At 54.9% G+C, this 24,227-nt stretch carries 19 protein-coding genes and 2 pseudogenes; 15 read left to right on the top strand and 6 right to left on the bottom strand.

From position 1 onward, the window contains the following. Positions 1-7: 7 nt before the first annotated feature. Together metE and ACQ86O_RS03675 are read left to right on the top strand one after the other, a co-directional pair. The gene (metE, locus tag ACQ86O_RS03680) at positions 8-2,284 is read left to right on the top strand and encodes a 5-methyltetrahydropteroyltriglutamate--homocysteine S-methyltransferase (protein WP_431224170.1); all 2,277 of its coding nucleotides are present in this window, start codon (positions 8-10) and stop codon (positions 2,282-2,284) included. A gap of 152 nt (positions 2,285-2,436) precedes the next feature. After that, on the top strand, positions 2,437-3,300 hold the full coding sequence (locus ACQ86O_RS03675) for an AraC family transcriptional regulator (RefSeq protein ID WP_431224169.1): 864 nt from the start codon (positions 2,437-2,439) through the stop codon (positions 3,298-3,300). On the opposite strand, the gene ACQ86O_RS03670 is transcribed toward ACQ86O_RS03675, so the two are convergent. The 5 genes and pseudogenes from ACQ86O_RS03670 to ACQ86O_RS03650 all read right to left on the bottom strand — a co-directional run bounded on the left by ACQ86O_RS03670 (position 3,297) and on the right by ACQ86O_RS03650 (position 8,537). Further along, a complete protein-coding gene (locus tag ACQ86O_RS03670; protein ID WP_431224168.1) occupies positions 3,297-3,641 on the bottom strand; it encodes a PTS fructose-like transporter subunit IIB in 345 nt (114 codons plus the stop codon). The two genes, ACQ86O_RS03675 and ACQ86O_RS03670, sit on opposite strands and share 4 nt — an antisense overlap. Positions 3,642-3,660: 19 nt before the next feature. After that, entirely contained in the window at positions 3,661-4,557 is an 897-nt protein-coding gene (locus tag ACQ86O_RS03665) for a [formate-C-acetyltransferase]-activating enzyme (RefSeq protein WP_431224167.1), read from the bottom strand. Beyond that, positions 4,523-6,819 (bottom strand): annotated as a pseudogene (locus tag ACQ86O_RS03660) (formate C-acetyltransferase). Before ACQ86O_RS03660 ends, ACQ86O_RS03665 begins: the two are co-directional and overlap by 35 nt. Before the next feature lie 63 nt (positions 6,820-6,882). After that, positions 6,883-7,203: a PTS fructose-like transporter subunit IIB gene (locus ACQ86O_RS03655; RefSeq protein ID WP_431224166.1), complete on the bottom strand. Its 321-nt coding sequence runs from the start codon at positions 7,201-7,203 to the stop codon at positions 6,883-6,885. A gap of 254 nt (positions 7,204-7,457) precedes the next feature. Further along, positions 7,458-8,537 carry a PTS fructose transporter subunit EIIC gene (locus ACQ86O_RS03650; RefSeq protein ID WP_431224165.1) on the bottom strand — a complete coding sequence of 360 codons (1,080 nt, stop codon included), beginning with the start codon at positions 8,535-8,537 and terminating at the stop codon, positions 7,458-7,460. A 361-nt stretch (positions 8,538-8,898) separates the two neighbouring features. Between ACQ86O_RS03650 and ptsP the strand changes: the two genes are divergently transcribed. Continuing rightward, positions 8,899-11,400: a phosphoenolpyruvate--protein phosphotransferase gene (gene ptsP / locus ACQ86O_RS03645; protein ID WP_431224164.1), complete on the top strand. Its 2,502-nt coding sequence runs from the start codon at positions 8,899-8,901 to the stop codon at positions 11,398-11,400. A 113-nt stretch (positions 11,401-11,513) separates the two neighbouring features. Continuing rightward, positions 11,514-12,179 carry a fructose-6-phosphate aldolase gene (fsa, locus tag ACQ86O_RS03640; RefSeq protein WP_431224163.1) on the top strand — a complete coding sequence of 222 codons (666 nt, stop codon included), beginning with the start codon at positions 11,514-11,516 and terminating at the stop codon, positions 12,177-12,179. Positions 12,180-12,213: 34 nt separating this feature from the next. On the opposite strand, the gene ACQ86O_RS03635 is transcribed toward fsa, so the two are convergent. Further along, a complete protein-coding gene (locus tag ACQ86O_RS03635; RefSeq protein ID WP_431224162.1) occupies positions 12,214-13,050 on the bottom strand; it encodes a dienelactone hydrolase family protein in 837 nt (278 codons plus the stop codon). Between the two features lie 394 nt (positions 13,051-13,444). On the opposite strand from ACQ86O_RS03635, the gene udp reads away from it, so the two are divergent. From udp to tatB, 11 genes and pseudogenes are all read left to right on the top strand, one after another. Then, a complete protein-coding gene (gene udp, locus ACQ86O_RS03630; RefSeq protein ID WP_024531115.1) occupies positions 13,445-14,206 on the top strand; it encodes a uridine phosphorylase in 762 nt (253 codons plus the stop codon). Positions 14,207-14,359: 153 nt separating this feature from the next. Further along, positions 14,360-15,142, top strand: a complete 783-nt coding sequence (locus ACQ86O_RS03625) for a tyrosine-protein phosphatase (protein ID WP_431224161.1) — start codon at positions 14,360-14,362, stop codon at positions 15,140-15,142. A gap of 82 nt (positions 15,143-15,224) precedes the next feature. Continuing rightward, positions 15,225-15,753, top strand: a pseudogene (locus ACQ86O_RS03620) (DedA family protein). A 298-nt stretch (positions 15,754-16,051) separates the two neighbouring features. After that, on the top strand, positions 16,052-16,840 hold the full coding sequence (locus tag ACQ86O_RS03615) for a histidine phosphatase family protein (RefSeq protein WP_431225637.1): 789 nt from the start codon (positions 16,052-16,054) through the stop codon (positions 16,838-16,840). A gap of 339 nt (positions 16,841-17,179) precedes the next feature. After that, positions 17,180-18,493 carry an OprD family outer membrane porin gene (locus ACQ86O_RS03610; RefSeq protein WP_431224160.1) on the top strand — a complete coding sequence of 438 codons (1,314 nt, stop codon included), beginning with the start codon at positions 17,180-17,182 and terminating at the stop codon, positions 18,491-18,493. Positions 18,494-18,635: 142 nt separating this feature from the next. Beyond that, on the top strand, positions 18,636-20,183 hold the full coding sequence (gene rmuC, locus ACQ86O_RS03605) for a DNA recombination protein RmuC (protein ID WP_431224159.1): 1,548 nt from the start codon (positions 18,636-18,638) through the stop codon (positions 20,181-20,183). 78 nt (positions 20,184-20,261) lie between these two features. Then, the gene (gene ubiE, locus ACQ86O_RS03600) at positions 20,262-21,017 is read left to right on the top strand and encodes a bifunctional demethylmenaquinone methyltransferase/2-methoxy-6-polyprenyl-1,4-benzoquinol methylase UbiE (protein WP_431224158.1); all 756 of its coding nucleotides are present in this window, start codon (positions 20,262-20,264) and stop codon (positions 21,015-21,017) included. Positions 21,018-21,030: 13 nt separating this feature from the next. Next, a complete protein-coding gene (gene ubiJ, locus ACQ86O_RS03595; protein ID WP_431224157.1) occupies positions 21,031-21,639 on the top strand; it encodes a ubiquinone biosynthesis protein UbiJ in 609 nt (202 codons plus the stop codon). Then, positions 21,636-23,267 carry a ubiquinone biosynthesis regulatory protein kinase UbiB gene (gene ubiB / locus ACQ86O_RS03590; protein WP_431224156.1) on the top strand — a complete coding sequence of 544 codons (1,632 nt, stop codon included), beginning with the start codon at positions 21,636-21,638 and terminating at the stop codon, positions 23,265-23,267. The genes ubiJ and ubiB overlap by 4 nt, the downstream gene beginning before the upstream one ends. A 135-nt stretch (positions 23,268-23,402) precedes the next feature. Beyond that, positions 23,403-23,666 (top strand): Sec-independent protein translocase subunit TatA, encoded by a 264-nt coding sequence (tatA, locus tag ACQ86O_RS03585; protein ID WP_431224155.1) that lies wholly within the window; start codon positions 23,403-23,405, stop codon positions 23,664-23,666. A 3-nt stretch (positions 23,667-23,669) separates the two neighbouring features. Continuing rightward, positions 23,670-24,227 (top strand): Sec-independent protein translocase protein TatB, encoded by a 558-nt coding sequence (gene tatB / locus ACQ86O_RS03580; protein ID WP_431224154.1) that lies wholly within the window; start codon positions 23,670-23,672, stop codon positions 24,225-24,227.

Genomic DNA, 24,227 nt, shown 5'->3' with positions numbered 1-24,227 from the left:
TATGACGATGACAATTTTAAATCACACTCTGGGTTTTCCACGCGTTGGTCTGCGTCGTGAATTGAAAAAAGCGCAGGAAAGCTACTGGGCAGGTAATTCAACTCAGGAAGAACTGCTGGCGGTTGGCCGCGAGCTGCGTGCTCGCCATTGGCAACAGCAGCAACAGGCCGGGGTGGATTTGGTACCGGTTGGTGACTTCGCCTGGTACGATCACGTGTTGACTACCAGCCTGCTGCTGGGCAACGTTCCGGCCCGTCACCAAAATAAAGATGGCTCAATCGATCTCGATACGCTGTTCCGTATTGGTCGTGGCCGCGCGCCGACCGGTGAACCGGCAGCAGCGGCAGAAATGACCAAATGGTTTAACACCAACTATCACTACATGGTGCCTGAATTCACCAAAGGCCAGCAGTTCAAACTGGGTTGGACCCAACTGCTGGATGAAGTTGACGAAGCGCTGGCCCTGGGTCACAAAATCAAACCGGTATTGCTTGGCCCGATAACCTATCTGTGGTTGGGCAAAGTGAAGGGCGAGCAGTTTGACCGCCTGTCACTGCTGAACGATATTCTGCCGGTCTACCAGCAGGTGCTGGCCGAATTGGCCAAACGTGGTATCGAATGGGTGCAGATCGACGAACCTGCGCTGGTGCTGGAGTTGCCACAGGCTTGGTTGGACGCCTTCAAACCTGCTTATACCGCGCTGCAAGGTCGGGTAAAACTGTTACTGACCACCTATTTCGACAGCATTGGGCATAACCTGGATACCTTGCGCACTCTGCCAGTGCAGGGTCTGCATGTGGATCTGGTTGCGGGTAAAGATGACGTTGCCGTATTGAATACCTCGCTGCCGAAAGCGTGGGTGCTGTCTCTCGGGGTCATCAATGGCCGTAACGTCTGGCGCGCCGATCTGAGCAGCTGGTTCGAACGCTTGCAACCGTTGGTCAACAGCCGCCCATTGTGGATTGGTACTTCTTGTTCACTGCTGCACAGCCCGATCGATCTGAGCGTGGAAAGCCGCCTGGACGAAGAGGTGAAAAGCTGGTTTGCCTTTGCCCTGCAAAAATGTGCCGAGCTGGCGTTGTTGAGCAGTGCTCTGAACACGCCAGGTGTCAGCAAACAGGCAGAACTGGACGCTTACAGCGCGCCAATCCGCGCTCGTCGTCAGTCCAGCCGTGTCCATAATGCACAGGTTGAAAAACGCCTGGCGGCCATCACCGCCAAAGACAGTGAGCGCCAGCGCCCTTATGAGCAGCGTGCGCAGGCACAACGCGATCGCTTCAACCTGCCTGCATGGCCAACCACCACCATCGGCTCGTTCCCGCAGACCACCGAAATCCGTGGATTGCGCCTGGACTTCAAACAGGGGCGCCTGGATAGCGGTAACTATCGCACCAGCATCGGTGAGCATATCAAGCAGGCAATCGTTGAGCAGGAACGTCTGGGGCTGGACGTGCTGGTGCACGGCGAAGCCGAACGGAACGACATGGTGGAATATTTCGGCGAAAATCTGGAGGGCTTCGTGTTTACCCAAAACGGTTGGGTGCAGAGCTATGGCTCCCGCTGCGTTAAGCCACCGGTCATTATTGGCGATATCAGCCGCCCGCAGGCCATCACCGTTGAGTGGGCCAAGTTTGCCCAGTCGCTGACCGATAAACCGGTAAAAGGCATGCTGACCGGCCCGGTGACCATTCTTTGCTGGTCGTTCCCGCGTGAAGACGTGACCCGCGAAGTGATTGCCAAGCAGATAGCGCTGGCATTGCGTGACGAAGTGGAAGATTTAGAGAATGCCGGTATTGGGATTATCCAGATCGACGAGCCTGCGCTGCGTGAAGGCTTACCGCTGCGCCAGTCCGATTGGGCGGCTTATCTCAACTGGGCGGTGGATGCCTTTAAACTTAATGCCGCCGTGGCGCAGGATGACACGCAGATCCACACCCATATGTGTTATTGCGAGTTCAATGACATCATGGATTCCATCGCGGCACTGGATGCCGATGTGATCACCATCGAAACCTCGCGCTCCGATATGGATCTGCTGGAAACCTTTAAAGAGTTTGAATACCCGAACGAAATTGGGCCCGGCGTGTACGACATTCACTCGCCGAACGTCCCTAGCGTGGAATGGATCGAAGCGCTGTTGCGTAAAGCTGCGCAGAATATCCCGGCAGAGCGTCTGTGGGTTAACCCGGACTGTGGCTTGAAAACCCGTGGCTGGCTGGAAACCCGTCAGTCATTGGCTAACATGGTGTTGGCAGCTCAGCGCTTGCGCGAGCAACAGGCCTGATCGCCAACAATGATGTGTTCAAGGGCGCTTCGGCGCCTTTTTTGTCGTTAAGCTTACACCCGCGCCATTTATTGTTCTGCTCGAGCGTTTTCCAGGCTGCTATTGGTTATCATCAGGTCTCGTTTTTCACCCGTTTTGAAGGATGGCTGTTGATGAAACATCCACTCGTAGCCGTGTTGGCTGCGGTTCTTGATGATGCGCAGGGGATCCGGCAGGTCTATTTTGCCGGTAACCAACATCCGGCGCCGGAGTTGGCCTATCAGGTGAGCTTTCCGCGTCTTGAACTGGTGGTGGAGGGGGAGCAGGAAATGGAGTGGGAAGGCAGCCAGGGGGCAGGGCAACAGCAACGGCTGCTGCCGGGAGATGTGCTTTTTGTTCCGGCTCATGGCTGGAACAGCCCACATTGGCAGCGGCCAGTGACCACGCTCAGCCTGCTGTTTGGCAAGCAGCAACTGGGATACAGCCTGTTAAGCTGGGATGGGGAGAAGACGCAGCCGCTAGGTAAGGATAACGTGGCTCGCCGTGGGCCTCGCGTGGGCTCATTTATGCTGCAGGCACTCAACGAACTGGCTTGGCATCAGAGCGATCAACCCACCGCGCGTTTTCTGGTGAAAGGGCTGCTGAGCCATGCGCTGGATCTGTTCGGGACTTCGGTGAAAACCGCCTCCCGCAGCCAGGCGCTGTTTGACGCGGTGCGTAATCATCTGGAAGAGCATTACCGTGAGCCGCTGACCCGTGAGTCGGTTGCCCAGGCGTTTTATATCTCACCCAATTATCTTTCTCATCTGTTCCAGAAGACCGGTGGCGTGGGATTTAACGAGTATCTGAATCACGTGCGGTTAGAGCAGGCCAAGCATCTGCTCAAACGTTACGACATGAAGGTGAAAGAGGTGGCGCACGCCTGCGGTTTTGTCGACAGTAACTATTTTTGCCGTCTGTTTCGTAAAAACACCGAACGCTCCCCTTCAGAATATCGTGGCCAGTATCACAGTGAACTGAAAGAGCGCGATAGTTAAACCACGCGGATATGTGTCTCCTGGGGGGATGCGGCGGCCTTGCGCACTGCGCTGAGCGCCTTTTCTGGCGTGCGCAAAAAGGTGTTGATGCCAATCTGCACGCAGCGGTGGTGTGCAAAACGCTCACTCTCCGCCAGCAGGATATCGCTGATCAGTAGCACCACGTCGGCCTGGGCAAGATCTTCTGGCGTCAGGGAGTTTTCAATCCCCAATGCGCCCTGGGTTTCTACCTTGACCGGCCATTTTTCCTGAGCACAGAGTTTTTCCAGCCTTTCGGCGGCCATATAGGTATGGGCGACTCCGCTGATACAGGCCGTTACCGCCACGAGTTTTATCGTCATACCTTCCCCTTGCTGATGTTTAACCGCCAATGATTACCCGCAAGCCTGCCTGCTGCGCCATAACCTGTAATGGTGCGATCTCCTGCTCGGTGGGCGCAGCCACCTCGTGCAACAGATATTCCCGCCCCAGCAGGGCATATTTTGCTTCTCCATACTGATGAAATGGCAACAGGTGGATCTCTTGTAGCCCGAAAGGTGCGAGGAATGCCAAGGCCTGCGCCATATTCTCTTTGTTCAAAGTGTAGCCGGGGATTAACGGCAGGCGTGGGATCAGGTTAATGCCGCGCTGCACCAGGGCGGTAAAGTTTGCCAGTACGCGCGGCTGATTGATGTTCAGCAATCGTTTTGCGGCCTCGGCGTCCATGATTTTCAAATCGAACAGCACCTGATCACAGTGATCCGCCAGAGCCAATACGCTGGCGATAGGGGCATCACCTGCGGTTTCTATCGCCGTATTGATGCCCAACGCTTGCAGACGTTGCAATAGTTGGCTGGCAAATTCGCTCTGCATCAGCACTTCCCCGCCTGAAAGCGTCACGCCACCGCCCGAGGTGCGGTAAAATACCTCATCCTTCAGGAGTTGCTTCAGCAGTGCCTCCAGCGTCATATTCTGGCCGATAAGCTCCATCGCCCCGCTTGGGCACTCCTGGGGATCGTTCAGGCAGGGTTGGCAATTGAGGCATTTGGCCTGGCGCCGTACGCGGTGGATTTTACCCGACATCGACTCCGGGTTAGCGCACCAGGGGCAGGTGTGCGGGCAGCCTTTAAAGAACACCACGGTACGGATGCCGTGCCCATCATTGAGTGAGTAGCGCTGAATGTTGAAGATGCGCCCCTGGGGCGCAGCCGCAGCAGCCCGGGTAAACCCGGGTGCGATCAGGTTACAGTTGATGCGCTGTTCGGCGGATGATGTCATCCTGGATCTCCTTCGACAACTCCACGAAGAATGCGCTGTAACCGGCGACACGAACCACCAGCCCGGCGAAGTCTTGTGGCCTGGCTTGCGCCTCCCGCAGCGTTTCGGCATTCACCACGTTGAACTGTACATGCTGCAGCTTGAGCTTGGTAAAGGCCCCAAGGAAGTCTGCCAGCTTATTCAGCCCTTGCTGACCTTCGAGAGTGCTTGGGGTGAATTTCACGTTGAGCAAGGTGCCGTTAGAAAGCAGGTAGTTATCCAGCTTGCTTACCGATTTGAGCACTGCCGTTGGGCCTTGGGCATCCTGGCCGAGCATCGGCGAAAGGCCGCCGTCCGCCAGTTGTTCCCCGGCATAACGCCCGTCTGGTGTGGCCCCGACTACCGCCCCTAATGGAACGTGGGCCGAAACGGTGTAACAACCCGGTGTAAACTGGCCACCGCGCGGATTACGGTACTGCTCCACTTCTTTACAGTAAAATCGCAGCAGATCGGCGCTGATCAGGTCAACATCATCAATGTCATTACCGTATTTATCGAAGCGGTTGATCAATCGTGCGCGGATTTTCTCCCCTTCCGGTGTGGCAAAGTTGGCTTTCAGCGTCGCCAGGAGCTCGTCAAAACTCAGGCGCTGTTGATCGAAGACCAGCCCTTTCAGGGCATACAGCGAGTCGCTCAGGTTGGCGATGCCGATCCCTTGCACCCCGGAGAAGTTATAGCGTGCGCCACCTTCGGTAATGTCTTTGCCCTTTTGCAGGCAGTCATCGATAAACGAAGACAGCAGCGGCACCGGTGCCCAATCGCGGTGGCCGATATCGCAGATATTGCTGCCCTGTGCCATCAGCCGGACGTAGTGGCGGATTTTCTCGCGGATCTGTTCCTGCAACTGCGGGTAGGTGAGGCTGGCATTACCTTCGTTATCCCACAGCGTCAGTTCCATGACTTTCAACAGGTTGAACATGGCAATATCGTGCAGGCCATAGGTGCGCCCCGGGATCGAAAGTTCAACACAGCCAACCACTGCATAATCCCGTGCATCCTCCAGCGAAACGCCACGGTTCAAAAATGCGGGCACCACCACTTCATCGTTGAAGATTTGCGGGATGCCGGTGCCAAGACGGATGGTTTCGGCGGTTTTCAGCAGGAAGGGACGGTCGATAAATTCATTTATCCGCACGCCCAGGTTCGGCTGTGGCAAACGGATATTCTGGTAGGCATCCAGGCACAGGAACGACAGCACGTTGACCGCGCTGCGGCCGGTTTCGGTCAGGCCACCCAGCAAAATGGTGTAACCGGTCGGGAAACCGGCAAAGTAACGGGCGCTGGAGGTTGAGCGCAGCAGCACAATGTCGTTGCACTTCACCCACAGGCTTTCCAGCAGTTCCTGCAGGAAGGCCGGATCTTCCCCTGATTTAGGGAAGCCTGATAAAACGGCAGCATGTACTGATCGAAACGGCCCAGCGATAACGAGCTGGCGTTGGATTCGTACTGCAAGATGACGTTCATGTACCAGAACAGTTGGCATGCCTGATAGAAATCCTGCGGCTTATGATGGGCTATCTGGGCAGAGACGTTGGCGATACGCAGTAACTCGGCGCTGCGGGTATCATCGCGGCATTCTGCCGCCATGCGACGTGCCAGGCTGGCGTAGCGCAGAATATGGCGTTGTGAGGCTTGCAACAAAAGCAGTGCCGCGGCGTAGAACGCGTTGTCCGGCTGCTGCTCTACATGGTGTTGTAGCTCGGTTAACAGGTTATCCAACCCGCTACCCAGCAGGCGCGGGTAATCGATGATGATATGCCCCTGGCCCTTGTCGGTCTGGTTAACGCTGAAAATCTGGGTTTTCGTGGCTGCTTTTACCTCTTCCGGCATCTGGTTGTTGATGAAATCTTTCATCGAGCGCTTTTCCCAATAAGGATAAAGCTGCTCGCGGTAAACCTGTTTGTCGGTTTCGGAAATGGCAAAGCGATCCTGCGGGCGCGTTGGGAAGGCATCCAACTCTTTCAGCAGCCAATAAGGATCCATTTCTGGTGAGATGATCCCGGCCCGTGGTTTCACGGTGCGGTTACCGGCGATCAGCTCATCTTCCCGCAGGGCGATTTCAACGTGATCCAGAATGTAGGCGCTGGCCTTGGCACGGCGGATAATGGTGGGTTCCCCTTCGGTCTGCCGATGGCTGGCGGTATAAAGCAGCGCGCGTTCCAGCGAAATTTCACGCGGGGTGGAGAACAAAGCGGCTTTCAGGCGTTCGATCCGGGAGGTCATCACATTTTCCTTCTGTGCAGTAACGGGAGCGGGGAAGCCCGGCACGGCGTGCCGGGTGGCTGGTTATGCCTTTTGCGCCAGGTGGGCGGCAATTTTTTCCATGATGGCATCGGCGCGTTTTACCGCGTCGCTGATACCTACGCGCACCACGGTTTTCCCCTTGAAGCGTTCTTCAAACTTGATGCCGATATCTTTGGTCAGGATCACCACATCGGCGGCGGCCACGTCTTCGGCGGTCAATTGGTTTTCCAGGCCGATAGAGCCTTGGGTTTCAACCTTGCACTGCCAGCCTTTGGCTTTGGCGGAACGCTCAATGGCTTCGGCCGCCATGTAGGTGTGGGCAACGCCGGAAGGGCAAGCGGTTACAGCAATGATAGTGGTCATAGTCAGTTCCTTAATTGACTGCCGTCGTCTTTCAAAGACACAGCGTTAAAACAGGTTAAAAATAAAATTGTTGTGATTTACCCGGTGGGCCGCCACTTGCGGCATTCCAATCGGTTTCTGGCCGATTTTCCCGACAGATTTATCACCCCGGCCATCGACTGAAATCAGTGACTGGGGGCGCAGTTGCAACTTGAAATCCATAGGGTCTCTATCTTTTTATTTTTCAAACCATTAATGGCTTGCGGCGTAGTTGTTCAGTTAATCTCGAAATCCAGATCCAGATCGCTTTCCTGTGCAATTTTGGCCGCCTGCTTCCTGGCGGCGAAGCTTTTTAGCAGGTTAACCAGCAGGGCGGTAACCACCATGCCTACCAGCAATGCGGCCACGAAGCCCAGCTTGCCTTCAACCACTGGCAGCACAATCAGGCCGCCCCAACCGGCGTAGCACTGGGCACCCACCAAGGCGGCGGTCACGGCGGCACAGGCAGAACCGATCATGATGGAAGGAATAACGCGCAGCGGATCGGCGGCGGCAAACGGGATAGCCCCTTCAGTGACGCCCACGCAGCCCATCAACAGCGCTGCCTTGCCGGCTTCACGTTCTTCAGGGGTGTAGTATTTGCGGCCAATCAGCGTCGCGAACCCCAGGCCTAGCGGTGGTGTGGCGATAGCCACGGCGGCGATGGCCACTACCGAGTAAACGCCCTGAGCCACGCAAATCAGCATAAAAGCGTAGGCCACTTTGTTAACCGGGCCACCCATATCAAACGCCAGCATCAGACCCATGATAATGGCCAGCACCACGATGCTGCCCTGCTGCATGCTTTGCAGCCATTGGGTCAGGCTGTTGGTCAGTGCCCCAACCGGTTCGCCCAGGCCCCACATCATGATGCCTGCGGTAAGCAGGGTACCGATAATCGGGATCACGAAGATCGGCATCACCGAGCGCAGGATCTTGGGCACTGGGATCTTCTTCAGATAAAACACGATGATGCCGCCCAGTAAGCCCGCGATGATCGCGCCAAAGAAACCGGCACCGAAAGACGCGCCGACCCAGGCTCCGATTGCCGAAGGCGCCAGCGCGGAACGGTCAGAGATCGAGTAGCCGATATAGGCCGCCAGGAAAGGCACCATCAGCGTCAGACCGGCTACGCCGATATCGAACAGCTTTTTCAGGTTGGGATCGGTGGCGGCATCGGGTACGGCACCTTTGCCGTACAGCATCACAGAGATGGCCAGCAGAATGCCACCGGCAACAACAAACGGGATCATATGGGAGACGCCGGTCATCAAATGCTGGCGCGTGTTTCTTAGAATATTGAGCAGATCTTTCATCGTTCACTCCCTGGCCGCAACCAGCGTGCTTCTGAGGACAAAACCACCAGATAATTACCCCTGATGGAGAAAGGTTGTTGGTTATCACAATAGGCATCTGCCTGGGTTATCAATAGTGGATAAAATTGCCATTTACTGGATTTTTGTAACGTCAGGATAAAAGTGGGATCAAACTCAAAGTGTGCGGCAGCATAAACCGTCCTTGGTGAGACTGGCTTTGTGAGCGGCATCGCATTTATGCCGTCAGGATACATTTGTCCAGTGTTTGGCATTTTTATCCGATAGCCGCAGCCCGCGCTGCGCTTTTATCCTTGTGACAAACCGGTGTTGTTCACCGCTGCTTTGGTATGAGGAGAGAGTGATGGCGAAAATAGTGACGTTTACCTGCGTGCTGCCCAATGGGGTACATGCCCGCCCAGCCAGCCATATCGAAACCCTGTGTAACGGTTTCGGTTCCAGCTTTGAATGGCATAACTCCCGTAGCGGCCTCAGCGGCGATGGCAAAAGCGTTCTGTCATTAATCGGTGCCGATATTCTGTTGGGTGATGAATGCCGGGTAACGATTGAAGGCGAGGATGAGCAGGCGGCATTTGAGCGCCTGAATCATTTTATCCAGCACGAGTTGCCACACTGCGATGAAGCGTTGCCCCGGGTGAACGACCAGGCGGAGCTGGAACCTATCCCACAATCTCTGGCCAATTTGAATCCAACATTGCTACGTGCTCGCTCGGTCAGCCAGGGCACGGCCAACGGCAAGTTGGTGCATCTGGCGCGGGTGGATTTGAACGCTTTGGATCTGCCGCCAGCCAAGGACATTGAACAGGAACAGCAGCAATTGGCTGATGGCCTGACGCGGTTCGGTAAGGCGTTGGATCTGCAACTGATGGGCGGTAATGGCACCACCACGGCGGTACTGGAAGCACACCGCTCACTGCTGCGTGACGCTGCATTCCGCCAGCAATTGCTTGACGCCGTCCTGGCTGGGGCAAGCTGCGCAGCGGCAATCGTGGCTACCGCAGCTCATTTCAGCCAGCAACTGGCGCAGTCTGCCAGCGCCTACCTGCGCGAACGCGAGCTGGATATTCGTGATGTCAGCTTCCAGTTGTTGCAGCATATCTATGGTGAGCAGTGCTTCCCGGCGCAACAGGCATTGAATACCGCCAGCATTTGCATTACTGATGAACTTACCCCCAGCCAGTTTCTGGAACTGGACAAGCGCTACCTGAAAGGCCTGCTGTTGGGCAGCGGCGGTAGCACTTCGCACACGGTGATCCTGGCGCGTTCATTTAATATTCCAACGCTGGTTGGCGTCGATGCGGCGGCGTTACTGCCTTATCTGCATCAACTGGTGCAGATCGACGGTGATCTTGGGCTGGTGGCTTGCGATCTCAGCGAGCCGGTGCGCCGCTATTACCGGCAGGAACAATGGCTGAGCGCACAGATACGCGACCAGCAAAGCGCCTATCTGGATCAACCGGGGCGCACTGCCGATGGCGTGCGGATGGAAGTTGCCGCCAATATCGCCCATGCGGTGGAAGCCGAGGCAGCATTCAGCAACGGCGCCGAAGCGGTGGGCCTGTTCCGCACGGAAATGCTGTATATGGATCGCCTGGCCGCGCCTTCAGAGGACGAGCTGTACAATATCTATTGCCAGGCGGTAGAGGCAGCGGCGGGTAAGGCAATCATCGTGCGTACTGTGGATATTGGTGGCGACAAGCCGGTGGATTATCTGAATATCCCGGCCGAAAACAACCCGTTCCTTGGTTACCGCGCGGTGCGTATTTATCAGGAATTTCTGCCGCTGTTCCGCACCCAGTTACGCTCGATCCTGCGCGCTTCGGCGCATGGCCCGCTGAAGATCATGATCCCGATGATCTCCTCAATGGAAGAGATCCTGTGGGTGAAGGATCAACTAGCAGAGGTGAAGCAATCGCTGCGTGCCGGGCAGATCCCTTTCGATGAAAAAATCCCGCTCGGCATCATGCTGGAAGTGCCTTCAGTGCTGTTTATCATCGACCAATGCTGTGAAGAGATTGATTTCTTCAGCATCGGCAGCAACGACCTGACGCAGTATCTGCTGGCCGTAGATCGCGATAATGCCAAGGTTATCAAACACTACAACAGCCTGAACCCGGCGTTCCTGCGTGGTCTGGATCACGCGGTGCGTGAAGTTCATCGTCATGGCAAATGGATTGGCCTGTGTGGTGAGCTGGGAGCCAAAGGTTCGGTGCTGCCGCTGCTGGTGGGGATGGGGCTGGATGAGATCAGCATGAGTGCGCCTTCCATTGCCGCCACCAAAACCAGGCTTGCCAAGCTCGACAGCCGCGAATGCCGCTTGTTACTGAACCGGGCGATGGCTTGTCGCACGTCATTGGAAGTGGAGCATTTACTGGCGCAGTTCCGCATGGAACAACGCGATGCGCCGTTGATCACGCCGGAGTGCATTGCCCTGGGCGCCGACTGGCGCAGCAAGGAAGAGGTGATCAAAGGCATGGCGGATAACCTGCTGCTGGCCGGGCGTTGCCGCTATCCACGCAAACTGGCGGCCGATTTATGGGCCCGTGAAAGCGTATTTTCCACTGGATTGGGCTTTGGTTTCGCCATCCCGCATACCAAATCCGAACATATTGAACAGTCCACCATCAGCGTTGCCAAGCTGGCACAACCGGTAACCTGGGGTGACGAGGAAGCGCAGTTTGTCATCATGCTGACCCTCAATAAACATGCCGCCGGGGATCAGCATATGCGTATTTTCTCCAAACTGGCGCGGCGCATTATGCACGAAGGTTTCCGGGATGCTTTGGTAAATGCGGCCTCTGCCCAGCAGGTGGAAGCGTTGCTCAAACTTGAGCTGGAACTGTGATCCTATTCTGGGTGCGGTGGTGATATCTGTGCCCCCTCTCCCCGAAGGAGAGGGGGCTGGTTACGAGCAGATATCGAGCCACTGCCCCTTCATCTTGGTCTTAAGGAGTCATCATGGAACTCTATCTGGATACCGCTGATATCCATGCGGTGAAGCGCCTGGCGCGAGTATTGCCATTGCAAGGGGTGACAACCAACCCAAGCATTGTGGCTGCATCACGCACCTCGTTATGGGAAGTGTTACCGGCGCTGCGCGATGCGTTGGGCGGAGAAGGGAAGTTGTTTGCCCAAGTGCTGGCTGCTACGGCCGACCAGATGGTGGAAGAGGCGGTCATGCTCAACCAGCGGGTTAGCGGCCTGGTGGTCAAAGTGCCGGTTACCACCGAAGGGTTGGCGGCCATCAAGATACTGCGGGGGATGGGGATCCCAACGTTGGGTACGGCGGTCTACGGGGCGGCACAAGGGTTACTTTCCGCCCTGGCCGGGGCGGAATACGTGGCTCCCTACGTTAACCGGGTGGATGCGCAGGGCGGTAGCGGTATCGCAACCGTGCAGGAACTACAGCGATTGCTGGAAATGCATGCTCCACAGGCCAAGGTGCTTGCCGCCAGCTTTAAAACGCCGCGTCAGGCTTTGGACTGCCTGTTGGCGGGTTGCGGAGCCATTACTCTGCCGCTGGATGTGGCAGAACAGTTTATCAGCGCCCCGGCCGTGCAGGCGGCAGTGGAGAAGTTTGAGTGCGACTGGCGCGGCGCGTTTGGCGCGTTGACGCTGGGCTAATCAAGGCAACAGGGGCAATCGCTGCCCCTGAGTTTTACTTCACACCCACGACACCGTGCTGGGTGAACCATTCCAACATGCGCCGCCAACCGTCGGTTGAAGCTTCGGCGTCATAACTTGGGCGGTAATCGGCATGGAACGCATGGCCAGCTTGCGGATATACCACGATTTCTGCATCGGCGTTGGCCGCGCGGATCGCCTGGCGCATGGTTTCCACCGTCTCCTGCGGAATACTGCTATCCTGGCCGCCATACAGGCCAAGCACCGGCGCGGAAAGATGGGTGGCAATATCAACCGGGTGTTTCGGCGAGTTCAGCGTTTTCTCACCCACCAGTTTGCCGTACCAGGCCACTGCCGCCTTGAGCTGTGGGTTATGCGCAGCATACAGCCAGGTAATGCGCCCACCCCAACAGAATCCGGTGATAGCTAACTTGCTGGCATCACCGCCGTGGCGCGTTGCCCAATGCGCGGCGTGATCCAAATCCGCCAGCACCTGGCTATCCGGGACTTTACTCACCAGTTTCAGCATCAGTTCGCTGATTTCGCTGTAATCCCTGGCATCCCCCTGGCGGAAATAGAGCTCTGGGGCGATCGCCAGATAGCCCTGTTTTGCCAGGCGGCGGCACAGATCCTGAATGTGTTCATGTACGCCAAAGATTTCCTGCACCACCAAAATGACCGGGAGTGGCCCCTGGTGATTGGCCGGTTTGGCGATATAGGCTGGTAAGTCATCCCCTTGTGAAGGGATGGTGGTTTCCCCGACATGAATGTCATGTTCATCGGTCAGGATGGTTGAGGTTGCCAATGGGGCTACGGCCGGGGTGAATCCCCCTTTGGCCTGTTTTAATGTCATCTCTTGTTCGGTTTTCATTGCAGGCTCCATGCGATATAGAGAAAAGCGCGACTGAGCTTAACTATAGGCAAGATTACCGCGTATTGGCACCGGATGGCGGATTTTCAGCCAAGTCTGCAAAGAATGGCTAATTATCTGGCTTGGCAGCATTTTTACTGCGTTTTTACCGTATTATGGCTGGGGTTTGGCCGGTTATAGGCTGGTCCGCACGGTCTGCAAAAGGATCCTCGACTAGACTTGTCGTGAACCTGGGTGCAATGAATTGTTAATTGTGATTATGATCACAAAAATAATGTAGATTCCCTTTTGTTTCTTTGCTCATAGTGATGTTAATCACGAAATTTTGGTGCACTTTTCAGTAGAGTACTTTTTTGTTCCTCCCATAAAAAACAGCATCCATGAGGAGTCTCCCATGTCTCAGTCTGACGTTTTCCACCTCGGTCTCACTAAAAACGATTTACAAGGGGCAACGCTTGCCATCGTCCCTGGTGATCCGCAGCGTGTAGAGAAAATTGCCAAGCTGATGGAAAACCCGGTACACCTGGCTTCCCATCGCGAATTTACCTCCTGGCGTGCAGAATTGGATGGCAAAGCGGTTATCGTCTGCTCCACCGGTATTGGTGGCCCATCGACCTCTATCGCCGTCGAAGAACTGGCGCAACTGGGTATCCGCACCTTCCTGCGCATCGGCACCACCGGCGCTATTCAGGCCAATATCAATGTCGGTGATGTTCTGGTGACGACTGCGGCAGTGCGTCTTGATGGTGCCAGCCTCCACTTTGCCCCGATGGAATTCCCGGCGGTGGCCGATTTCGCCTGTACCACGGCGCTGGTTGAAGCCGCCAAGGCCAGCGGTGCGACCACCCATATCGGTGTCACCGCCTCATCCGATACCTTCTACCCAGGCCAGGAACGTTACGATACCTATTCTGGCCGTGTGGTCAGCCGCTTTAAAGGTTCGATGGAAGAGTGGCAATCCATGGGCGTGATGAACTATGAAATGGAATCCGCCACCCTGCTGACCATGTGTGCCAGCCAGGGCCTGCGTGCGGGGATGGTGGCCGGTGTGATTGTCAACCGTACCCAGCAAGAGATCCCGAATGCGGAAACCATGAAAAAGACCGAGAGCCAGGCGGTTCAAATCGTGGTAGAAGCAGCTCGTCGTCTGCTGTAATTCCTGCCAATAACGGGCTGTCTGACGGCCCGTTTCGCCATTCGGTTGTAATCTGTTACGGTTGTACTCATCTGCGTCATGCTGTCGGCAGCCATTTTTCCCTTGTCGGCCAGCGTGGCGGCATATCCCAAGACAGTAAATATGAGGACGTCTATGACCGCTCAGATCTTGCTCCATCCTTCGTTAGCGCCGCTTGATGGCGGTATCAACTTCCGCGATTTAGGCGGTAACAGCGTGGCCGATGGCCGCCGTATCAAACGCGGGCTGCTGTTCCGTTCCGGCTCTCTGGAACGCCTGACAGAAAATGACTGCAGTTTCCTGGCGGGAGTGCCGGTGCGTTCGGTGCTGGATTACCGCGATGCTGATGAAGTGCAGGCCAAACCAGATGTGTTATGGCAGGGCGTGGATTATCACCATGTACCGGCCAATCCCCTCAGCAATGAAGTGAATGCCAACCTGGAAAAACTCACCAGTGAGACGCTGGCCGGGTTTGATGCACAGGCATTTATGCTGGAGCTGTATCGCCGCCTGCCGTTCAACAACGGGGCCTACCGCCAACTGGCGCATCTGTTGGTGCAGCCTGAAGGGGGAGCGATTGTGCAGCACTGTGCAGTGGGCAAAGATCGTACCGGGGTGGGGTCGGCACTGGTACTGTTCGCGTTGGGGGCAGATGAGGCTACGGTAGTTGAAGACTATCTGCTGACTGAAACCACGCTGGCGACCTTCCGTGAACATATGTTGGATCAGCTTTCCGTTCGCTTGAATGCCCCGGCGTTGGCGCAGTTTGCTCAGGTATTGAGTGCTCGCGAAGAGTTCCTGATGACCGCATTGGGCTGCATTCGGCAGCAATACGGCACCCCTGATCGTTGGCTGGAGGCCGAATACGGTTTGGGGCAAAGCCAGCGAGAAGTGCTGCAGGCGTTCTATCTGGAATGATGATTTGTTTAGCCAGAGTTTAACCAGTGAAGGCGGGTATTGCGTATCCTTGGAGGCGTTTTTTCTCTAAAGGAGCATGCATGTGACCCTCAATGACGTTATTCACTGGGTGAGTGAAGTGGTGCGCCAGCATGAAGGTTGGGCTATACCGATTATCTTCTTCCTGGCGTTTGGTGAGTCGCTGGCCTTTCTCTCACTGCTATTGCCTGCCACGGTTATTTTACTGGCCCTGGGGGCGTTGATCGGTGAAAGCGGTATCGCTTTCTGGCCGATCTGGGCGGCGGCGGCGGCCGGAGCCTTTTTGGTGATTGGCTCTCCTACTGGGTGGGTTATCACTACCAGGGCCGTGTCGCTCATATGTGGCCCCTGTCGCGTAATCCGCAATTATTGGTTCGGGGCCATGCGTTTTTTGAGCGCTGGGGCGTGCTGGGTATCTTCTTTGGTCGTTTCTTCGGGCCGCTACGTGCGGTGGTGCCGTTGGTGGGGGGATCTGCGCCATGCCGCAAACGTCGTTCCAGATTGCCAATGTAACCTCGGCCATGGTTTGGGCGTTCGGTATCCTGGCACCCGGCGCATTTGGCATCAAATGGTTCAGCCAGTGGTTAGGCTGAGCCTTATATCCGCCGATTTTCTGCATCCTGAAACACGGCGGATATAAACCGGATTAACGATAGAGTGAGAATCCGATCACGAATTTCCTTTTCTTTGAGATTTTTAATTCCTTTCTTTTTATAGCGGTGTTATTTTCCTAACAAGTGGATTGTTACTGTGAATAAACAGGCAAAACCCAAACCCGTCGACAAATACATGTCATGGGTTTGGGTTTTTTTTGCTCTTATTTTGGCAAACGATCTGCTGATGAATAAAAAATTAACGTATAGAAATTTACTTTTCACTAAGGAATTCCAAATGAAAATTAAAACCTGGCTATTGGCTTCTGTGCTTTCTCTTTCCTCGATATCGGCCTTTAACGTTGCTGCGGAGCAAACCGACAGCGTCAATATTTACTTCGCCCGCCACGGTAAAACCATGCTCAATACCTACGATCGGGTGCAGGGTTGGGCAGATTCGCCACTGACGCCAGCCGGGATTGAGACGGCTCGCTATTTAGGGGCCGGGTTGAAGGGGATCCCTTTCGATCGTTATTACACCAGTGACGCTGGTCGCCAGCGTGAAACGATGCAGGTGATCCTGAAGGAGATGGGCAAGTCAGAGGTTAAAGTAACGGAACTACCTGATTTACGTGAGATGTTATTCGGCGGTTTTGAAGGGTTGCCTAATGAGGATATGGCCAACGCGGCTGCGAAAAAACTGGGGATGGCTTCTGGCGCCGTTATGTTCCAGCAGATGAAAGAAGGCAAAGTAGGGCTTATCCCGATGGTGGATGCCATCAGTCAGAGTGATGACAAGAAAGAGGCAGAAAATGCCCTGCAGGTGAAGACGCGCATGCAGCGTGCATTGAATAGCATGGTGCAGGACGCCATAAAGGGCGGAGATAAAAATATATTGGCGGTCTCTTCGGGGTTATCAATGCAGATGATGATTTCAGATCTGACTGACAACCCGGACAAAAATAAACCGCTGGCCAACGCGGCGGTAGTTAAAATTATTTATGAAAATGGCAAATATAAGGTAACTGATATTGGCGATATGAGTTACGTCAACAAAGGAAAAGAAGTCATAAATAAAGCTCAGTAACGCTCACTTTATAAATAATAAATAACCCGGGGTAATATCAGATAACTCCGGCAAGGCGAAGCTATGCCTATTCGTCTTTCAAGTTGCAGCGTGGTTACCGGCTATGACGAAACCCATCCGTGGGTTTCACCCCTCACGGGCCGCTGTTCACCGCGTTCAAATCGATGAGAAATCACATCCTGGTGATTTCCCCTACGGGCTGCCGCTTGCGGCATTCAAATCGGTTCCTGACCGATTTGTCCTGACAGATTTGTCACCCCAGTCAGTGACTGGGGATGAGTGGCCAGGGGCCTGGCTGCAACTTGAAATTGATAGGGTCTATTTCTGGGGATGAATATAATGAAAAAATCGACGTCATGCTGTTTTATCGCTATTTCGCTATTATCCGCTAGCGTACAGGCGGCTGGTGCAAGCTTGCTGGAATCACCATTTTTCACTGATAGCCAGGCCGAACTGTCACTAAAAAACTATTGGAAGTACCTCAAAGAAGACGCCGCCAACCCAAAAGAAGTGCATAACGCTTGGGGGCAAGGGCTGGCACTGGGTTACCAATCCGGCTATCTGGCGGATACGATCGGCGTTAACCTCGATTACTACAGTGCGGTGAAATTGGGGGCCAGTGATTATTTCAATACCCGTGGCGTGCTGTACAACAATGGCCCTGGTAATAACAAACATAATGCGGCGGGTTACAGCAAGATTGGCCAGCGCTATATCAAGTTGAAAGGTGATGTAGGCGGCGCGGCCCTGAATGCACAGGGCGGTTGGCAAACGTTGCGTAACTATGGCGTGATTTCCAACTCAACCCGTCTTTCTCCTACGACTTACCTGGGATGGTCCGGCGGGGTGGCAGGTGCCGGGCTTGCTTTGCGCGGGGCCTATGTTGAACGATCCATGGATCGCAATTCCCCGGATAGCTTGCGTCTGCAGACCAATGACGGGCGTTACATCAACCATCTTGCCAGTGGCGAACTGGCTTATGAGAACAAAATGTTTAATGGCCAATTGGCCTACGGTGAATCGCAGGGCTACCTTCGCCGCCAGATCCTGCGCCTGGCGTACAAGCCCGATGAAAACCTCAGTCTGGGCAGCCAGATTTATACCACTCAGGCATTGGATGACTATAAAGAAATGGCGTTGAGCAAGCGTAACTTCGATCGTCACGCTAACCACTATGCTCTGGATGCCAAATGGCAGGAGCCGCTCTGGAGCGTCAAACTTGGCGTTGCCCACACGCGGGCGCCAAAGGGGGACGGTGAGCTCGGGTTTTATCCGCGCCATATGTCCAAGAACTCCCGGGGGACTTTTACCTCGATGGCCTATGCCGGTGAGGACTATATGCGCGATGGGGAAACCATGCTGGCCGCTCTGGCGGAGTACCGCTTTACTCCTGAATTCACCGCCGGGTTGGCAGGCAACGTGGGTCAATTCAGCTATCAAGGGGCAGCGGTACGCACCGGCGAAATTAACGTCTTTGGCCGCTGGGTGCCTTCTCACCCGACGTTGAAGAACTTGACGGTTTTCGCCATGGCTGGGCCAGGGTGGTCTTATAAAAACGTCAATAAAACGCCGGTGCTGGTCGATGGGCACTATCAGACCTCACACTCTTTGAGTGCTGAATTTATCGCCGAGTATCGTTTCAAACTGTTTTAACCCTTCTTAACAACGCGGTTAACTGCTCTGGTTGCCGCGTTCTCCCGATTAAAAACACGCTGGACATCCATACAGGCTCCCTTTAACGTGGCAGGCAACGGGCGCAAACTGCGCCGGAACCGCATGGGTAACAGGAGGCAGGGTGGATACCAGTTTGGTTTACGGTATTGGTGGCGTCACGATCGGTCTGCTGCTGGGGTGGTTGATCGTCAGCCTGCGGGCACAGCAACATAGCGCCCAACATGAAACCGATTTACGTCTGCTGGAACAATCCTTGCAGCAGGCGCAGCTTGAAACCACTTCCCGCCAAGAGATACTGCAACGCCACGAGCAGCAATTGCGGCAAAACGAGTTGGAATTGCGCACCTTACACGGCCAAGTGGCTGCCGGGCAGGAGCGGTTGCAGCAACTCAATCATTGGCGCCATGAATGCGAACTTTTGAATCAGGAGCTGCGGGCGCAGCGTGAAGTCAACAGCGCACAAGAAGCAGAGTTGCGTGAGGTGACGATCCGATTGGAAGAAACCCGCATAGCCGCAGAGGAGAAGCAGCGATTGCTGATCTCCAGTGAGCAGCGCCTGACCACCCAATTTGAAAACCTGGCCAACCGTATATTCGACAACAGCGGTCGCAAGGTGGACGAGCAAAACCGGCAAAGCCTGGATCGCCTGTTGTTGCCGTTACGCGAGCAACTGGACGGTTTTCGCCGTCAGGTACAAGACAGTTTTGGCCAGGAAGCACGCGAACGCCATACATTGACGCACGAAATCCGTAATCTACAACAATTGAACGCACAAATGGCGCGTGAGGCGATCAACCTCACCAAGGCACTGAAGGGGGATAATAAAACCCAAGGCAACTGGGGTGAGGTGGTTCTTAGCCGGGTGCTGGAAGCTTCGGGCCTGCGTGAAGGGCATGAGTATGAGACGCAGGTTAATGTGCGGTTGGAAAGCCAAAGCCGCATGCAACCGGACGTGATCGTGCGTTTGCCGCAGGGCAAGGATGTGGTGATTGATGCCAAGATGTCGCTGGTGGCGTACGAACGTTACTTCAACGGTGACGATGACATTGAGCGTGAAGCGGCGTTAAGCGAGCATATTGCTTCGCTGCGTGGGCATATCCGCCTGCTGGGTCGCAAGGATTATCAGCAATTGCCCGGCCTGCGCTCGCTGGATTACGTTCTGATGTTTATCCCCGTGGAGCCAGCATTTTTGCTGGCTATTGACCGGGAGCCGGAGCTGATCAGCGAGGCATTGCAACATAACATCATGCTGGTCAGCCCAACCACGCTGCTGGTGGCGCTGCGTACTATTACCAATCTGTGGCGCTATGAACACCAAAGCCAGAACGCCCAGCGAATTGCCGATCGTGCCGCCCGGCTGTATGACAAAATGCGCCTGTTCGTTGACGATATGTCGGCGCTGGGGCAAAGCCTGGATAAAGCGCAGGGCAGTTATCACCAGGCTATGAACAAACTGAGTGCTGGCCGTGGTAATCTTATCGGCCAGATTGAGGGCTTCCGGGCACTGGGGGTTGAGGTCAAACGACCCATCAACCCACTACTGGCGCAGCAGGCAGATGCCCAACACCAAGATGACGCTCCCGCCGAGCCAGACAATAATATTGCTGAGCTGCCCGGAGCAGAAGACGACGAATGCGCCGAAGAACCGCGTTCCGCATCGCAGGGGTAAAGCCGCTGCAAGGTGGGGTATTTCGTGGCTTTCTGGTACACTTCACGACACTAAATTGACTGAATAGCAGGCAGGACAATGGCAGATCAAGCGCAGGAAACCACCGACTTTGGCTTTCGTACCGTAGCCCGGGAAGAGAAGCAGGCCATGGTGGCAAACGTTTTTCACTCGGTAGCCGCAAAGTATGACGTGATGAACGACCTGATGTCGTTTGGTATCCACCGTATCTGGAAGCGTTTTACCATTGATTGCAGCGGTGTGCGTCGTGGGCAGCGCGTGTTGGATCTGGCCGGTGGCACTGGCGATCTGGCGGCCAAGTTCTCCCGTATGGTGGGTGAGCAAGGGCAGGTCGTGCTGGCTGATATCAATGACTCGATGCTCAAGATGGGGCGTGAGAAACTGCGCGATCTGGGCATTGTCGGCAATATCAACTATGTGCAGGCCAACGCCGAAGCGCTGCCATTCCCGGATAACTATTTCGATTGCATCACCATCTCCTTTGGCCTGCGTAACGTTACCGATAAAGACAAGGCGTTGCGCTCGATGTTCCGCGTGCTCAAGCCGGGCGGCCGCCTGCTGGTATTGGAGTTCTCCAAGCCGCTGCTGGAACCGCTGAGCAAAGCCTACGACGCTTATTCATTCCACGTGTTGCCGAAAATCGGTGAGCTGGTGGTGAAAGATCCCGACAGTTACCGTTATCTGGCCGAGTCGATCCGCATGCATCCTGACCAGGAAACGCTGAAGGGCATGATGAGTAATGCCGGTTTTGAAAACGTCACCTATTTCAATCTGACCGGTGGGATCGTCGCTCTGCACCGTGGCTATAAGTTCTGATATGGAAATGCCGATGCTGTTAACCCCGTTACTGACCGGCGTGCTGGAAATGTCGCTCAATAGCCTGCTGTTTCGCGATCGCAGCATGAAAGCTGCCCGCCAACGGTTGGTGGGTAAAGTATTGCGTATTGAGCTGCAGGAACTTTCTGCACCATTGGTGCTGGTTTTCAGCGAACGGCGTGTGGATGTGCTGGGTCAGTCTGAGGATAGCGCCGACTGCCGGGTACACACCCGGGTGCCGGTGTTGCTGAAGTTGCGCGATCGCCAGCAGCTTTCACCGCTGATGCGTAGCGGCGAACTGATCGTCGAAGGTGATATCCAGGTGGTGCAACAGTTGGTGGGGTTGCTCGATCTGGCAGAATGGGATCCGGCAGAATGGTTGGCTCCTTATATCGGCGACATCCCTGCGCAAGGGCTGAGCCAAATCGCCGGTAAAGGTATGGGCCTGTTGAAGTCCGGATTACAGAGTCAGCAGCGCTATGTGGCGGAAACGCTGACGGAAGAATGGCGAATGGCCCCAGGGCCGCTTGAAGTGGTGTGGTTTAACGAAGAGGTTGATGCCGCTGCCCGCAGTGTGGATGCACTGATTGCCCGTATGGACAAGTTGGAGGGTAACCGATGACCCCTGGCGAAATTTGCCGCCTGTATTTGATAGTTCGCGTTTTTCTCAGCTATGGTCTGGATGAACTGATCCCCAAGATGCGCCTGACGTTACCGTTGCGCATCGGCCGTCGTCTGCTGTTTTGGATGCCTAACCGCCATAAAGGTCTGCCTTTGGGTGAACGCCTGCGCCTGGCGCTGCAAGAGTTGGGCCCGGTGTGGATCAAGTTCGGCCAGATGATGTCGACCCGCCGCGATCTGTTTCCACCGCATATTGCCGATCAACTGACGCTGTTACAGGATCGGGTGGCTCCGTTTGACGGCGCCCTGGCACGCAAACATATAGAACTGGCGATGGGTGGCCCGCTGGAAACCTGGTTTGATGATTTTGATCAGCAGGCACTGGCTTCTGCTTCGATCGCCCAGGTACATACCGCCCGGCTGAAAACCACCGGGCAGGAAGTGGTGCTGAAAGTGATCCGTCCGGATATCGGGCCGATTATCAAAGCCGATGTGCGCCTGATGTATCGTCTGGCGGGTTGGGTACCGAAACTGATGCCGGATGGCCGTCGTCTGCGCCCACGCGAAGTGGTTCGTGAATACGAGAAAACTCTGCTCGATGAGCTGAACCTGCTGCGTGAAGCGGCAAACGCCATTCAGTTGCGTCGCAATTTTGACGGCAGCCCGATGCTCTATGTGCCAGAGATTTACTCCGATTACTGTCGTGAAAGCGTGCTGGTAATGGAGCGGATTTACGGTATTCCGGTGTCGGATATTGAGGCTCTGGAAAAGCAGAACACCAATATGAAACTGCTGGCAGAACGTGGCGTGCAGGTGTTTTTCACCCAGGTATTCCGCGACAGTTTCTTCCATGCCGACATGCATCCCGGCAATATTTTCGTCAGTTTCGAACACCCGGAAAATCCCCGCTACATCGGTATCGACTGTGGCATTGTCGGGTCGCTGAACAAAGACGATAAGCGCTATCTGGCAGAGAATTTTATCGCCTTCTTCAATCGCGACTACCGCAAGGTGGCAGAGTTGCATGTGGATTCCGGATGGGTGCCGCGCGATACCAACGTGGAAGACTTCGAGTTTGCTATCCGCACCGTCTGCGAGCCGATTTTTGAAAAGCCGCTGGCGGAGATCTCGTTTGGTAACGTGTTGCTGAATCTGTTTAATACCGCGCGCCGCTTCAACATGGAAGTGCAACCGCAACTGGTATTATTACAAAAAACCTTGCTGTACGTTGAAGGGCTAGGTCGCCAGCTGTATCCACAACTGGATCTATGGACCACGGCCAAACCTTTCCTGGAAAGCTGGTTAAGGGATCAGGTTGGCATTCCCGCAGTTATCCGTGCGCTGAAAGAAAAAGCGCCGTTCTGGGCAGAGAAACTGCCTGAATTACCTGAGCTGTTTTATGACAGCCTGCAGCAACATAAACTGTTACAACAGAGTGTCGATAAATTGACCGGGCAGATGCAGGCGCAACGCGTAAGGCAGGGTCAATCACGGTATTTGTTTGGCGTTGGCGCTACACTGTTAGTCAGTGGTACGATTTTGCTGCTGGGAGGCGTTGAGGTGTTTCCTGCCTGGCTGATGGCGACGGGCGTTGTTGCCTGGATCATCGGTTGGAAACGCACCGCTTGAGTTAAAAACCAGGTTTATAGCTGTCGTTGTAGCCCTACAATAAAACGGGGCATATCCAACATAAAGACGAACGGTATATAATGCGGCAGCTTGAAAAGCGACGGGTATAACCCCTTTAATATAGAGGTAATTGCAATGGGCGGTATTAGTATTTGGCAATTGTTGATCATCGCAGTGATCGTGGTGCTGTTGTTTGGTACCAATAAACTCCGCACTCTGGGGTCTGATCTCGGTGCATCAATCAAAGGTTTCAAAAAGGCGATCGGCGACGACAACAGCACTGCGCCGACCAACACGACTGAAAAAACCAGCCATGACGCTGACTTTACGGCTAAGCCTATCACCGATAAGCAGCCAGAAGTGAAACCCGAAGAGTCGAAGAACAAAGAGCAGGTATAAACCGTGTTTGACATTGGGTTTGGTGAACTGCTGCTGGTACTGATAATCGGCTTGGTTGTACTCGGGCCGGAACGGTTGCCGGTGGCGGTCAAAACTGTTGCGGGCTGGATCCGAGCACTGCGCTCTCTGGCAGCTTCGGTGCAGAATGAGCTCTCGCAGGAATTGAAACTGCAGGAACTGCAGGAAAGCCTGAAGAAGGCAGAGAAAGCGGGCTTGCAGAACTTGACGCCAGAACTCAAAGCGTCAATGGATGAGCTGAAAGAAGCGGCTGAATCGATGAAACGTTCTTATCATGCCGATGATAAGAACGAGCCACCGCATACTATCCATAATCCGCTGGTTACCGACCCCGAAGCCATACATGACGGTGTGACTCCGGCAGATGCGGCAACCACCGCTTCTGCACCGGCCGCAGCGCCGCAACCGGCGGAGCCAGTGCCTACCACGGCCCCGGCTCCAGCTCCAGCGGCGAAACCGGAGCAAGCCTCTGTGATGCAGGCCATTCAAGAGCCTGTAGCGGATAAATCTCCTGCTTCTCAACAACCTAGTGGCGAACGTTAA

The sequence above is a fragment of the Serratia sp. L9 genome (genome assembly GCF_050632285.1).
Lineage (GTDB): Bacteria > Pseudomonadota > Gammaproteobacteria > Enterobacterales > Enterobacteriaceae > Chania.
The sequence above is the reverse complement of the archived record's forward strand: the minus strand, read 5'-3'. Positions and strand labels throughout refer to the sequence as shown.